The organism is Kitasatospora sp. NPDC056327 (genome assembly GCF_042261735.1).
GTDB lineage: Bacteria > Actinomycetota > Actinomycetes > Streptomycetales > Streptomycetaceae > Kitasatospora.
Genome location: NZ_JBHJRC010000067.1, coordinates 1 through 12,292, shown reverse-complemented (window position 1 = coordinate 12,292; position 12,292 = coordinate 1). Strand labels below are relative to the sequence as shown.

The 12,292-nt window shown below is 74.8% G+C and carries 11 protein-coding genes and 1 pseudogene; 6 read left to right on the top strand and 6 right to left on the bottom strand.

The window, feature by feature from the left end:
* Nucleotides 1-297: 297 nt before the first annotated feature.
* A pseudogene (locus ACFCX4_RS12805) lies at nt 298-822 on the bottom strand (PadR family transcriptional regulator); the annotation flags it as partial.
* A gap of 195 nt (nt 823-1,017) precedes the next feature.
* On the opposite strand from ACFCX4_RS12805, the gene ACFCX4_RS12800 reads away from it, so the two are divergent.
* Nucleotides 1,018-2,397: an MATE family efflux transporter gene (locus ACFCX4_RS12800; protein WP_376141346.1), complete on the top strand. Its 1,380-nt coding sequence runs from the start codon at nt 1,018-1,020 to the stop codon at nt 2,395-2,397.
* Nucleotides 2,398-3,092: 695 nt separating this feature from the next.
* Here the strand turns inward: ACFCX4_RS12800 and ACFCX4_RS12795 are convergent.
* The 3 genes from ACFCX4_RS12795 to ACFCX4_RS12785 form a co-directional block, all read right to left on the bottom strand.
* Nucleotides 3,093-4,421, bottom strand: coding sequence for a cation:proton antiporter (locus tag ACFCX4_RS12795; protein WP_376141344.1), 1,329 nt, complete (start codon nt 4,419-4,421; stop codon nt 3,093-3,095).
* Between the two features lie 7 nt (nt 4,422-4,428).
* A complete protein-coding gene (locus tag ACFCX4_RS12790; RefSeq protein ID WP_376141342.1) occupies nt 4,429-4,914 on the bottom strand; it encodes a cation:proton antiporter regulatory subunit in 486 nt (161 codons plus the stop codon).
* Nucleotides 4,915-5,152: 238 nt separating this feature from the next.
* Nucleotides 5,153-5,332, bottom strand: coding sequence for an antitoxin (locus ACFCX4_RS12785; protein WP_376141340.1), 180 nt, complete (start codon nt 5,330-5,332; stop codon nt 5,153-5,155).
* A gap of 262 nt (nt 5,333-5,594) precedes the next feature.
* On the opposite strand from ACFCX4_RS12785, the gene ACFCX4_RS12780 reads away from it, so the two are divergent.
* The 3 genes from ACFCX4_RS12780 (at nt 5,595) to ACFCX4_RS12770 (ending at nt 9,480) form a co-directional block, all read left to right on the top strand.
* The gene (locus ACFCX4_RS12780; protein ID WP_376141374.1) at nt 5,595-7,067 is read left to right on the top strand and encodes a M28 family metallopeptidase; all 1,473 of its coding nucleotides are present in this window, start codon (nt 5,595-5,597) and stop codon (nt 7,065-7,067) included.
* A gap of 171 nt (nt 7,068-7,238) precedes the next feature.
* A complete protein-coding gene (gene lpdA, locus ACFCX4_RS12775; RefSeq protein ID WP_376141339.1) occupies nt 7,239-8,651 on the top strand; it encodes a dihydrolipoyl dehydrogenase in 1,413 nt (470 codons plus the stop codon).
* Between the two features lie 97 nt (nt 8,652-8,748).
* A complete protein-coding gene (locus ACFCX4_RS12770) occupies nt 8,749-9,480 on the top strand; it encodes a leucine-rich repeat domain-containing protein (RefSeq protein WP_376141337.1) in 732 nt (243 codons plus the stop codon).
* Nucleotides 9,481-9,553: 73 nt separating this feature from the next.
* Here ACFCX4_RS12770 and ACFCX4_RS12765 read toward each other — a convergent pair whose 3' ends face one another.
* Nucleotides 9,554-9,970 carry a VOC family protein gene (locus ACFCX4_RS12765; RefSeq protein ID WP_376141335.1) on the bottom strand — a complete coding sequence of 139 codons (417 nt, stop codon included), beginning with the start codon at nt 9,968-9,970 and terminating at the stop codon, nt 9,554-9,556.
* An 84-nt stretch (nt 9,971-10,054) separates the two neighbouring features.
* Here ACFCX4_RS12765 and ACFCX4_RS12760 point away from each other — a divergent pair, with 84 nt between their 5' ends.
* Complete coding sequence (locus tag ACFCX4_RS12760) at nt 10,055-10,543, top strand: MarR family winged helix-turn-helix transcriptional regulator (protein WP_376141333.1); 489 nt, start codon at nt 10,055-10,057, stop codon at nt 10,541-10,543.
* Nucleotides 10,544-10,599: 56 nt separating this feature from the next.
* Here the strand turns inward: ACFCX4_RS12760 and ACFCX4_RS12755 are convergent, their stop codons facing one another.
* Nucleotides 10,600-11,229 carry a C40 family peptidase gene (locus ACFCX4_RS12755; protein WP_376141331.1) on the bottom strand — a complete coding sequence of 210 codons (630 nt, stop codon included), beginning with the start codon at nt 11,227-11,229 and terminating at the stop codon, nt 10,600-10,602.
* Nucleotides 11,230-11,650: 421 nt separating this feature from the next.
* Here ACFCX4_RS12755 and ACFCX4_RS12750 point away from each other — a divergent pair.
* A partial coding sequence (locus ACFCX4_RS12750) for a ScbR family autoregulator-binding transcription factor (protein ID WP_376141329.1) occupies nt 11,651-12,292 on the top strand: 642 nt, incomplete at its 3' end.

The following is a 12,292-nucleotide window of genomic DNA, read 5'->3' as shown; positions in this document are numbered from 1 at the left end:
CTCGGGACGGGACGGAGGGGGCGCGGGCGGGCCCGCGCCCTGGTCACGCGCGGCGGTGCCGTGGTACCGGACGGTTCGGCCGTGGTGTGTGGCGGCTCATCATAGCCACGCCCGGCCGCCCCCGGCAGCCTTCCGGATCAAATGCTTCCGGTTTCCGCCGGGCCCCGCCGACGCTCGTCCGCGCGCAGCTCAGGCCTCCGGCGCCGGGCGATCCGTGGCGGGGTGATCCGGGGTCGGGTGATCCGGCGCCGGGTGATCCGGTGCGGATCCGTCCCGCGCCGGACGACCGGCCGCCGAACCGCCGAGCGCGGCGATCGTCTCCGTCAGCCAGGCCCGCTCGGCGGCCCCGGAGGCGCGGGCGACCAGCAGCATGCCGCGCCGGAACGGGCTGCGCTCCTGCTCGGCGGTGACCGGCCGCCCGTCGGCGCCGTAGAAGAAGCTGCTCGGCGCCTCCAGGAAGGCGAGCCGCCGGCGCAGGACCGCGGCCTGCCGGGCCGGGTCGGGGAGGCGGTCCAGGAAGGCCGCGACGGTGAAGAAGCGGATCTGGTCGGAGATCTCGGCCTCCTCCGGCTCGGCCAGCCGGCGCGCCAGCTCGGCCCGCCCCTCGGCGGTCAGCTCCAGGACCTGACGCGGTGCGGCGCCGCTGCCCGGCTCGCTGCGCCGGACCAGCAGGCCGGCCTTCTCCAGGCGGGTGATCGCGGGGTAGAGGGCGCCGTCGCTCACCGGCCGGGCATGACCGGTCAGGCCGGTGATCCGGGACTTCAGCTGGTAGCCGTGCAGCGGTTCGTCGTGGAGGAACCCGAGGATCGCGAGGGTCAGCACGGGTGGGGTCTTCCGTTCTCCCGGTGGTCCGTCCGGGCGTCATACTACCTCTTGCCGATGTGCATCGAATCGATGTATCTCTATTCGAGGCCGACCGGCAGTCCGAAGCCCGGGAGCGCGGTGCCCGGCAGCCCGGTGCCCGCAGCTGCCCGGGCGGCGGTCGGCGCGTCGGCGGAAGCAACGGGGGAGTACACCATGCGGGGACATCTGCCACGGCTCGTCGCACTCGCGGGACCGGTCTACGCGGAACTGCTGTCGGGCGTGGCCGCTGCGGTCGTCGGGACCTTCTGGGTGGCCGGACTGGGCGGGCCCGCCGTCGCCGCCGTCACCCTGGCCGGCACCGTGGAGAACCTGCTGCTCGGCCTGGTCCTGGTGGTCGCCTCGGGGGTGACGGTGCGCCTCGCGCAGGCCCACGGCGCCGGCGACCCGGCCGCCGCGGGGCGGGTCGCCCGCGCCGCCTGGTGGCTCTGCGCGCTGGGCGGCCTCGCGCTCGCAGTGCCCGGTGCCCTGCTCCGCGAACCGCTCGCCGGCGCCTTCCTGGACGGCGAGGCCGCCGCGCTCGCCGCCGACTACTTCGCGGTGGCCTTCCCGGCCTTCGTGCTCTTCTTCGGCCAGCGTGTCGCCGACGAGCTCTTCAAGGGCACCGGCGACACCCGGACGCCGATGCGCGCCGCGCTGCTCACCGGCGCCCTGCTGCTCCTCCTGGACCCGCTGCTGATCCTCGGCCCCGGCCCGTTCCCCGCGCTCGGCGTCACCGGTGCCGCCCTCGCCCTCGCCGTCTCGCGGGCCGTCGCCCTCGCGGTGACCCTGGCGCTCCGCCGCCGCCACCGGCTGCCCGCCCCGCCCGGCGGACTGCGCGCCGAGGCCCGCGCGATCACCGCCGCCGGGGCGCCGTTCGGCCTGGACTTCACCGCGCGGATGGCCGTCGGGGCGCTCCAGCTCGCCCTGGTCGCCTCCTTCGGGGTGGCCGCCGTGGCCGGTTACGGGGTCGGCTACCGCGTCCTGCTGATCGTCACCATGGCCTTCTACGCGCTCCGGCAGGCCGCCGTCATCGAGGCCGCCCGCCTGACCGGCGCCGCCCGCCGCGCCGGGGAGGGCGCGGCCGACCTCCGGGCGCTCGGCCGTGACACCGCCGTGCTGGCCGCCGCCCTCGGCACGGGCGCGGCCGTCCTGTGCGCGGCGGCCGCGGTCCCGGCCACCGCGCTGTTCACCGGCGATCCGGCGGTGGCCGGCGAGGCGGTCGGCTTCCTGCGGATGGCCGGTCCCTACCTGCTCCCCTACGCACTGGTGGTCGCCCTCGGCGGAGTCCACCAGGCGGCGGGCGCCGGGCGACGGCCGGTGGTCGCGGTCCTGCTCGGCCTGGCCGCACAGCTCGGCTCCGGTGCGGCCCTCTCCGGCCCGTTCGGCGTGCACGGCATCTGGGCGGGCATGACGATCGGGGCGCTCGTTCAGCTCGGCCTCCTCCTGCTGCTGCGGCGCGGCTCCCGGCGGTCCGGCGCGGGGCCCGGTCACACCCCCGGGGCTCCCGGCGAGCCGTCGGGAACTCGATCGACCGAGCGGGAGGCACCTGCTTGAGCCGCGCGCGACGGATCCTCTGGGCCCGAAGGCGGAGTCATGGGGCCGAGCGGTCGTCACACCGCCCTGATCCTGCCGCCACCGCGGCGCTCGCGGCGGCGGCCGTCGTGGGAGGTGCCGGCGCGGTCCAGGAGCCCGCAGGCCGTCCGGGGCCGGGCGGCTCGACCCCGGCCGTGAGCGGGCGGGCGCGCAGGGCGGGGTCCGGTGCGGTTCGGTCGCGGGGGAGTGTCCACCGAGCTCCGGCGGACACCGTCCACTCGCGCCGGAGGCCTGCCCGCGGGCACAATCCCCGCATGGACGAGGGTGGCGAACCGGCCTGCTGGCTGGACCGGGTGTGCGAGGAGTGCGGGCGTCTGCGCGAGCGGCCCGGTCCCGGCCCCTGCGAGAACTGCGGCCACGACACGGAGGCCGCGCGGCGCGTCGGCCCGGACGCCCCCGGAGACCCCGGGCCCGGCACCGGCGCCGGTGCCGGATCGGGCGCCCCGAACGGAGGAAGCCCCCGGGCGGACCACCGGAGGTGACCCGCCCAGAGGCAGGAGGGTGCGGGCGCCACTGCCGGGGCGCCCTGTTCCGTGCGGGAACGGCGCACGGTCGGGCCGTGCCCGGATCACGGCCCGCGCACGGCCGGTGCGCGATGCGGCGCGCGGTTCGTGGCCGGGCCCGGCCCGGGGTTCAGCGAGGGTTCAGCGACGGGTTCAGCGCGACAGACCGTCGAGGGTCTGGCCGGAGTCGGAGTCCAGCGGATCCTCCACCGGCTCCGCGCCGTCCGCCGCCACGGCCTGGGCGGGCAGCTTCACGGAAGCCCCGGCCCCGGCGGCCCCGCCGCCGGCCCCGCTCGCCTCCGGCGCCCACGGACGACGGCGCCGGGTCATCAGCCCGCCCAGCCGCTCCACCGCGGGCTGGGTGTAGCGGGCCGCCAGCGGTCCGGTGACCACCAGGATCAGCACGTACGCCGTGGCCAGCGGGCCGAGCCCGGGCTCGATGCCCGCCGTGACGGCGAGTCCGGCGATGACGATGGAGAACTCGCCGCGCGAGACCAGCGCCCCGCCGGCCCGCCACCGCCCGCGGGTGGCGATCCCCGCGCGCCGCGCCGCCCAGTACCCGGTCGCGACCTTGGTGACCGCGGTGACCACGGCCAGCAGCAGGGCGGGGAGCAGCACCGGCGGGATGCTGGTCGGGTCGGTGCTGAGTCCGAAGAACACGAAGAACACGGCCGCGAAGAGGTCCCGCAGCGGGCTCAGCAGGGTGTGCGCGCCCTCGGCGGCCTCGCCGGAGAGCGCGATGCCCACCAGGAACGCGCCGACCGCCGCCGACACCTGGAGCTGCTGCGCGATGCCGGCGACCAGCAGGGTCAGCCCGAGCACCACCAGCAGCAGCTTCTCCGGGTCGTCGTGGGAGACGAACCGCGAGATCAGCCGGCCGTAGCGGAGCGCGACGAAGAGCACGGCGCCGGCCGTGGCGAGCGCGATGGCCAGCGTGATCGACCCGGCGAGCAGACCGGCCCCGGCCAGCAGGGCCGTCAGGATCGGCAGGTAGACGGCCATCGCGAGGTCTTCGAGGACCAGGATGCTGAGGATCACCGGGGTCTCCCGGTTGCCGAGCCGGCCGAGATCGCCGAGCACCTTGGCGATGACTCCCGACGAGGAGATCCAGGTGACGCCCGCGAGCACCACGGCCGCCACCGGGCCCCAGCCGAGCAGCAGCGCGGCGACGGCGCCGGGTATCGCGTTCAACAGGAAGTCGACCGCGCCGGCCGGGTACTGCGCCTTGAGGTTGGTGACCAGGTCGGCGGCGGTGTACTCCAGGCCCAGCATCAGCAGCAGGAGGACGACGCCGATCTCGGCGCCGGTCGCCACGAACTCCTCGCTGGCGCTCAGCGGGAGCAGCCCGCCGGTGCCGAAGGCGAGGCCGCCGAGCAGGTAGAGCGGGATGGGGGAGAAGCCGTAGCGGCCGGCGATCCGGCCGAGCAGGCCGAGGACGAGGATGACCGAGCCGAGCTCGATGAAGACGGTCGCGGTGTGCACCCCCCGATCACCCCCGCCCCAGGATCGCCGCCGCCGCGTCGACGCCCTCGCGGGTGCCGATCACGATCAGCGTGTCGCCGCCCGCCAGCCGGAAGTCCGGCGTCGGGGAGGGGACGGCCCCGGTGCGCCGCAGCACGGCGACGATCGAGGCACCGGTCTCGGTGCGCATCCTGGTCTCGCCGAGCAGGCGGCCGTTCCAGTGCGAGGTGCCGTCGACCGGCAGGCGCTCGGCGACCAGGCCGAGGTCGGTGGTGTGCAGCAGGCCCGGGTTGTGGTGAGCCGGGGTCAGCGCGTCGACCAGGGCGGCGGACTCCTCGGCGGTCAGCCGGAAGGCCTGCGAACAGGCGTCGGGGTCGTCCGAGCGGTAGACGTTGAGACTGCGTGAGCCGTCCCGGTGGGCGATCACCGACAGGTGCCGTTGTTCTCGGGTGGTGAGGTCGTACTGGACGCCGACACCGGGCAGCGAGGTGGTCCGGACACGGGGGATCGACACGGCGGCTGTCCTCTCGTCAGGGCGCGCTCCCAGGAGGCTGCGCATGGCGCGGGCGCGCCGGAGCAGGGGACGCCGGCGCCTGGCCGCGTATGACACGCGAACGCGCAACCGGATCAATAGTAATGAGTGTGTAAAGTCCGAAAATAGTGCCGGCCCGTGCGGAGGCCCCGAGGGGCGTGCACGAGCCGGTGGGGGCGGGCCGGTGAAGGGGTGCCGGCCCGCGGGGGAGCGGAGGGGACTACTGCGGCGGGCGGTCGTCGCGCAGCTGGTCCTTGAGCTTCTCCTGGCCCATGTCGACCTGGCTGCCGTACTTGCCCTGCGTGCGCTCGTCGACCGTGTCGCCGGCCTTGTCGATGCCCCGCTCGGCCTGGTCCTCGTGGCCCTTGAGCATGCTCTTGAGCTTATCCAACATGGACATGTGGTCACACTCCCGGATGAGACGGCCCCGCCCCCTCCAGCATCGCCGCACGGCGGGGTGTCCGCATCCGGTCAGCTTCTGCACCGGGGTTGGCAAGGAGTCCCGGAACATGTCAAATCGGGAGTCCCATGGACCGTCGGAAGGACAAGCCTTGAACGCTCGGACCGGTCGCCCGGTTGCCGCACCCCGCACCCGCACCGCTCACGCCGGCCGTGCGGCGGGCGCCGCGCTGGCGGTGGCCGCGCTGGTAACCCCGCTGCTGATGGTCGGCACCGGCAGCGCCGCCGCCGACCCGGACCCGGCCCGCAAGGCCGCCCGGCTGGCCGCGCGGCTGGTCGCGGACAGCGGTGCCGACAACGCCTTCAGGACCCTGGAGGCGTTCCAGCGGTTCGCCGACCGCAACGGCGGCAACCGGGTGGCCGGCGCCCGCGGCCACGAGCAGTCCGCCCAGTACGTCTACGAGCAGGCCCGCCGGGCCGGGCTGAAGGTCTCCAAGCAGGAGTTCGAGTACACGTTCTTCCAGGCCCTCTCCGAGCGGCTGAGCGTCGTCTCCCCGCAGGCCGAGGACGTGCCGCTGAAGGTCATGACGTACTCCGGCAGCGGCCCGGCGGGCGGCATCTCCGCCGCGCTGGCGGTCGTGCCGGTGGACGCCACCACCGGCTGCGAGGCCACCGACTACGCGGCCGGCGCCTTCACCGGCAAGGTCGCGCTGATCAAGCGCGGCGGCTGCAGCTTCGCCGTCAAGCAGGCGGCGGCGGCCGACGCGGGCGCGGCGGGCGCGATCGTCTACAACAACACCGCGGGCGACCTCAACGGGACGCTCGGGGACCCGGCCGCCGGCCGGGTGCCGGTCGGCGGGATCTCCCAGGCGGCGGGCGAGGCGCTCGCGGCCAAGGCCGCCGCCGGCCCGGTCACCGTCAACCTGGACGTCCGCACGTTCATGGAGAAGCGCAAGACCTGGAACGTCCTCGCCGAGACCCCCGGCGGCGACGAGAACAACACCGTCGTGGTCGGCTCGCACCTCGACTCGGTGGCCGACGGCCCGGGCATCAACGACAACGGCTCCGGCTCGGCGGGCATCCTGGAGGTCGCCAGGAACCTCGGCACCCGGCCCGTGAAGAACAAGGTCCGGTTCGCCTGGTGGTCCGCCGAGGAGTTCGGCCTCAAGGGCTCCGAGGCGTACGTGAACGCGCTCTCCGAGGCGGAGAAGAAGAAGATCAGGCTCTACCTGAACTTCGACATGATCGCCTCGCCGAACTCCGCCCAGTTCGTCTACGACGGCGACGACTCCGACCACGTCGGTTCGGGCCCCGGCCCGGCCGGTTCCGCCCAGATCGAGCGCCTCATCACCAACTTCCTCGACGACTGGAGCGTCCCGCACGAGGGCACCGACTTCACCGGCCGCTCCGACTACGGACCGTTCATCGACGCGGGCATCCCGGCCGGCGGCACCGACACCGGCGCCGAGGTGATCAAGAGCGCCGCCCAGGCGGCCAGGTACGGCGGCACCGCCGGGGTCGCCTTCGACAAGTGCTACCACCAGGCCTGCGACAACCTGGAGAACCTCGACCTCTCCGCGTTCGACCTGAACATCGACGTCATCGCCAACGCCGTCGGCACCTACGCCTGGGACCTCTCCTCGCTGACCGCGCCCGTCGCGCCGCAGAACACCGACGGCCAGGCCGGCAGCGGCGGCGGCCTGAAGGAGGGCCACGCGCACGAGGTCGACGCCTGACCCCGGTCCGGCCCGGTCCCCCCGCCCCGTGCGCCGACGGTGGGCGGTGGAGCCGGGCCGGCCGCCCGGTCGGCCCCGGGACGCCCGGGGGCCGACGGGTGCGCGGCGCGGTCGCCTGACACCATGGCACCGAGATCACGACACCGTGACACCCTCGGAGGAGTCAGCACCATGAGCAGCACGCACTACGACGTCGTCGTCCTCGGCGCCGGCCCCGGCGGCTACACGGCCGCGGTCCGCGCCACCCAGCTCGGCCTGAGGACCGCGGTCATCGAGTCGAAGTACTGGGGCGGGGTCTGCCTGAACGTCGGCTGCATCCCCTCCAAGGCGCTGCTGCGCAACGCGGAACTCGCGCACATCGTCACCAAGGAGGCCAAGACCTTCGGCATCAAGGTCGAGGGCCGGGTGACCTTCGACTACAGCGAGGCCTTCAAGCGCAGCCGCACCGTCGCCGACGGCCGCGTCAAGGGCGTCCACTACCTGATGAAGAAGAACGGCATCACCGAGTACGACGGCCGCGGCACCTTCGTCGACGACCACACCGTCCAGGTCGCCCTGAACGGCGGCGGCTTCGAGGTCGTCACCTTCGACCACTGCGTCATCGCCGCCGGTGCCACCACCCGGCTGCTCCCCGGCACCCGCCTGAGCGACCGCGTGGTCACCTACGAGGAGCAGATCCTCACCGAGGAGCTGCCCGGCAGCATCGTCATCGCCGGTGCCGGTGCGATCGGCGTCGAGTTCGCCTACGTCCTGCACAACTACGGCGTACAGGTCACCATCGTCGAGTTCCTCGACCGGATGGTGCCGCTGGAGGACGCCGAGGTCTCCGCCGAGCTGGCCAAGCAGTACCGCAAGCTGGGCATCCAGGTGCTCACCTCCACCCGGGTCGACTCGATCGACGACGAGGACCCGGCCGCCAAGGTCAAGGTCACCGTCACCGCCAAGGACGGTCAGCAGCAGGTGCTGGAGGCCGACAAGGTGCTCCAGGCGATCGGCTTCGCCCCGCGCGTGCACGGCTACGGGCTGGAGACCACCGGCGTCAGGCTGACCGAGCGCGGCGCGATCGAGGTCGACGGCCGCGGCCGGACCAACGTCCCGCACATCTTCGCGATCGGCGACGTCACCGCCAAGCTGATGCTGGCGCACGCCGCCGAGGCGATGGCCGTGATCGCCGCCGAGACGATCGGCGGCGCGGAGACCATGGAGGTGGACTTCGCGATGATCCCGCGCGCCACCTACTGCCAGCCGCAGATCGCGAGCTTCGGCTACACCGAGGCGCAGGCCCGCGACCTCGGCCACGACGTCAAGGTCGCCAAGTTCCCCTTCACCGCCAACGGCAAGGCGCACGGCCTCGGCCACCCGATCGGCTTCGTCAAGGTCATCAGCGACGGCGCGCACGGCGAGCTGCTCGGCGCCCACCTGATCGGACCCGAGGTCACCGAGCTGCTGCCGGAGCTGACGCTGGCCCAGCAGTGGGACCTCACCGTGCACGAGGTCGCCCGCAACGTGCACGCCCACCCGACCCTGGGCGAGGCGGTCAAGGAGGCCGTCCACGGGCTCGCCGGTCACATGATCAACATGTGACGGCGCCCTCCGGTGCCCGGTCCGGAGCGCGGGGAGCCCCCGCCCGGCCCGGGCACGGCCGGCCCCGGGCCGGTCCGCGGAACGGCAGGATGAGGGGGTGACCGACACCATCCTCAACCTCTGGCGGCAGCGGCTCGGCACCGTGCCCGCGACGGTCTGGGAGCGCACCGACCTCACGGTGCTCATCCTCGCGGAGACCGGCATCACCGGGATCCCGCCCGCCGTCGGCCGGCTGCGCCGGCTCCGCACGCTCGACCTCGGGCACAACCGGATCGCCGATGTGCCGGAGGAGATCGGCGACCTCACCGGGCTGACCGACTTCCTCTACCTGCACGACAACGCGCTCACCGCGCTCCCGGCCGCCCTCGGGCGGCTCACCCGGCTGCGCTACCTCAACATCGGCGGGAACCGCATCACCGTACTCCCCGGCGAGCTGGGCGCGATGACCGGCCTGGTGGAACTCCGCGCCCAGCACAACCTGCTCACCGCGCTGCCCGCCGCCCTCGGCGGCCTGCCCGGACTGCGGGAACTGTGGCTGCGCGGCAACGCGCTCACCGCCCTGCCGGACGCCTTCGCGGGCCTCACCGCGCTGCGCGAACTCGAACTCCGGGAGAACGCCCTCGGCGACGTGCCGGACGTCCTGGCCGGACTGCCGCTGCTGCGCCGGCTCGACCTGCGCGGCAACCGGATCACCGCGCTGCCGGACTGGCTGGCCGACCCGGCGGCGCTGCCCGCACTGGAGAAGCTGGACCTGCGGTGGAACCCCGTCGAGCCGCCGGCCGCGCTGCGGGCCGTACTGGCGGCACGCGGCTGCCAGGTCCTCCACTGAGACCGGGCCGGGCGGCGCGCCGACCGGCGTTCCGGAGCCTCCGCGCGGGCGGTCCGGAACGCCGCGCCCGGCGTCAGTACGACTGGAGTTCGATCAGCCGCCCCTCCGGGTCGCGCAGATGCGCGGTGCGCAGGTCCGGCCCCCACGCCGGGCGGTCGGCGGGGCCGGTCACCGGGGCGCCGCCGTGCCGCAGACAGAGCGCGAAGGCCCGGTCGACGTCCTCGACCCGGAGGACCAGCACCGCGTGGTCCTGGGCGGTGGCGCTCCTGTCCGGCCCGGCGGGGAGCGCCGCGTCACCGATGACGGAGGCCTGCTGTCCGCGGTCGAACAGCGACAGCACCGTCCGGCCGCCGAGGTCCCAGGAGGCGTAGGGGCCCTCGGGGGCGCCCTTGGCCAGGGCGGCACCGGTGAGCGCCGGCAGCGCGGCGCCGTAGAAGCCGAAGCAGGAGGGGAAGTCGGCGACGAGCAGGCGGTGGTACGGGGCGTCCATGGCGGGGCCTTCCCGGGCGGTGGATGATCCTGGGCAAGATGATGGGTCGGGACCCACTATAGGGTCGCACCCTAGACTGCTCCCATGGCCTCCGAGGAATCCCCCGCCACCGCACCCGTGCCGGACGCTTCGCCGGCGACCCCGCCGACGCTGCTGGAACTCGGCACCTACCTGCTCTCCCGCACCGGCAGGGCGGCCCGCGGGCAGCTGGCCGAACGGCTCGCCCGGCGCGGGCTGCGGCTCTGGGACATGGCGGTGCTCGCCGCGCTGGCCGACTTCGGCCCGCACTCCCAGCGGGACCTGGTCCGCCGGCTGCGCATCGATCCCAGCGACATGGCCAAGGTCACCGACCGGCTCGCCGCCGCCGGCCACGTGGAACGGACCCGCGACACCGCCGACCGCCGCCGGGTCTCGGTCACCGTGACCGGGGCCGGCCGCGCGCTGCTCGCGGAGCTGCAGGCCGAGGCGCACGCGGTCCAGGACGAGGTGCTGGCCCCGTTGAGCCCGGCGGAACGGACGGTCCTGCACGAGCTGCTCGGCCGGATCCACGCCCGGTTGCCGGGCTCGCCCTGACCGCCCGCCCGTGGGCCCGTCCCACCGGCACGGCGGGCGGGCGGGGGCGGCCGGTGCTAGCCGAACCGCAGCGGCCTGCGCGCGCCCGCGAACTCGCCGGCCCAGCGCGGCACCTGCAGCACGCCCTCCACCCGGGCGACCAGGGTGCCGGTGCGCTCGGCGTGGATCATCGCGCCGTCGCCGGTCCACAGGCCGACGTGGTGCAGCGGGGCGTCCGGGCGGGAGAAGAAGAGCAGGTCGCCGGGGAGCAGGGCGTCCGGTTCCACCGGGGCGGAGCGGTGGTACTGGGCGACGGTGTAGTGGGCCAGTTCGATGCCGCCGCCGCTCGCCCGGTACCAGCAGTGCAGCGAGAGGCCGCTGCAGTCGAAGCCGACGGTGCTCTCGCCCAGGCACTCGCCGTTCAGGTAGCCGTTCTCCTCGTCGCAGAAGCCGAGGCTCGCGCCGAGCCGGTCCCCGCCGCCCCACGCGTACGGCACACCGATCAGCGAGGTGGCGACGGCGACCACCCGGCGGCCGAGGGCGGGCCCCGGCGGGACGCGTCCGGCGTCCGGCCCGGGCTCCGGTGCGTCCTCGCGGGTGCGGGCGGCGGCGGACGCGGCGGCCAGGGCGGGCGCGAGGCCGGCTCCCAGGGCGAGCCCCAGCACCCGGCGGCGGCCCCGGTCCCCGGTGTTCCTCGGAAACGGCACGGTGGCCCCCTCGGTCGTCGGCGGACCACCAGGATCCCGGCCGGAGCGCGCCCCCGTCATCACCCGCACCGGTGAATTCCCGGAGCCCGCCGGTACGTCGCACCGCCGCTGCCGCGCCGTAGCGGCGGGCTCCGGGGCAAGGAACCCTGGTCGGGGTCTCCGTGCTCGGGTACGACGAGCAGCTCGTCGAGGTGGAGGCGGTCGCCGTGCCGTCCTGACGCGCCGGGGGCGCAGGACCGGGCCCGCGGAGTCGAACCGGTGGACGGAACCCGGGAACGGCCGTTCGACACCGGTCCGCGCGGTGGCTCCGGGCGCACGGAGCAGACCGCACGGTCGGTATCCTCTTGACGGAGTGTGTCGGCGGCCCCGGTCGGAATACGGGCTGTTCGGTTTTGTTTCGGTGTGGGTGGGGGTGGTCGTGGTGGCACGACAGGAGCGGGCGCTGCGCACGCGGCGGCTGATTCTGGAGGCCGCGGCCTCGGTGTTCGACGAGTTCGGCTACGAGGGGGCGACCATCGGCGAGGTGGTCGCCCGGGCGGGGGTCACCCGCGGTGCCGTCTACTTCCACTTCGCCTCCAAGCGCGACCTCGCCCAGGGCGTCATAGAGGAGCAGTTCGAGGCCGAGGCCGTCCCGGAACGCTCCTGCAAGCTGCAGGAGTTCGTGGACACCGGGATGGTGGTCACCCACCTGGTGCCGATCGACCCGCTGGTCAGCGCGGGGGTCCGGCTCTCGGTCGACCAGGGCGCGGACCGCCGCCTGGGCATCGACGCCGCGCCGGGGTGGATCGCCCGCCTGGAGCGGCTGCTGATCGCCGCGCGGGAGCGCGGCGAACTGCTGCCGCACGTGGTGCCGGCCGACACGGCGGGGCTGATGACGGCCTCCTGGGTCGGCGTGCAGCTCCAGTCCCAGCGGTTCACCGGCCGGGCCGACCTCGCCGAGCGGGTCGCGACGCTCTACCGGCACCTGATGCCGAGCATCGCCGTGCCCGGGGTGCTCGCCTGTCTCGACCTGGCCCCGGACCGGGGCGCGCGGGTGGCGGCCGAGATGGCGGCCGCCCGTACG

Coding starts and splice junctions, on each gene's coding strand:
- ACFCX4_RS12800 (WP_376141346.1), top strand. CDS start 1,018: ATGCGGGGACATCTGCCACGGCTCGTCGCACTCGCGGGACCGGTCTAC.
- ACFCX4_RS12785 (WP_376141340.1), bottom strand. CDS start 5,332: ATGTCCATGTTGGATAAGCTCAAGAGCATGCTCAAGGGCCACGAGGAC.
- ACFCX4_RS12780 (WP_376141374.1), top strand. CDS start 5,595: ATGGTCGGCACCGGCAGCGCCGCCGCCGACCCGGACCCGGCCCGCAAG.
- lpdA (WP_376141339.1), top strand. CDS start 7,239: ATGAGCAGCACGCACTACGACGTCGTCGTCCTCGGCGCCGGCCCCGGC.
- ACFCX4_RS12765 (WP_376141335.1), bottom strand. CDS start 9,970: ATGGACGCCCCGTACCACCGCCTGCTCGTCGCCGACTTCCCCTCCTGC.
- ACFCX4_RS12760 (WP_376141333.1), top strand. CDS start 10,055: ATGGCCTCCGAGGAATCCCCCGCCACCGCACCCGTGCCGGACGCTTCG.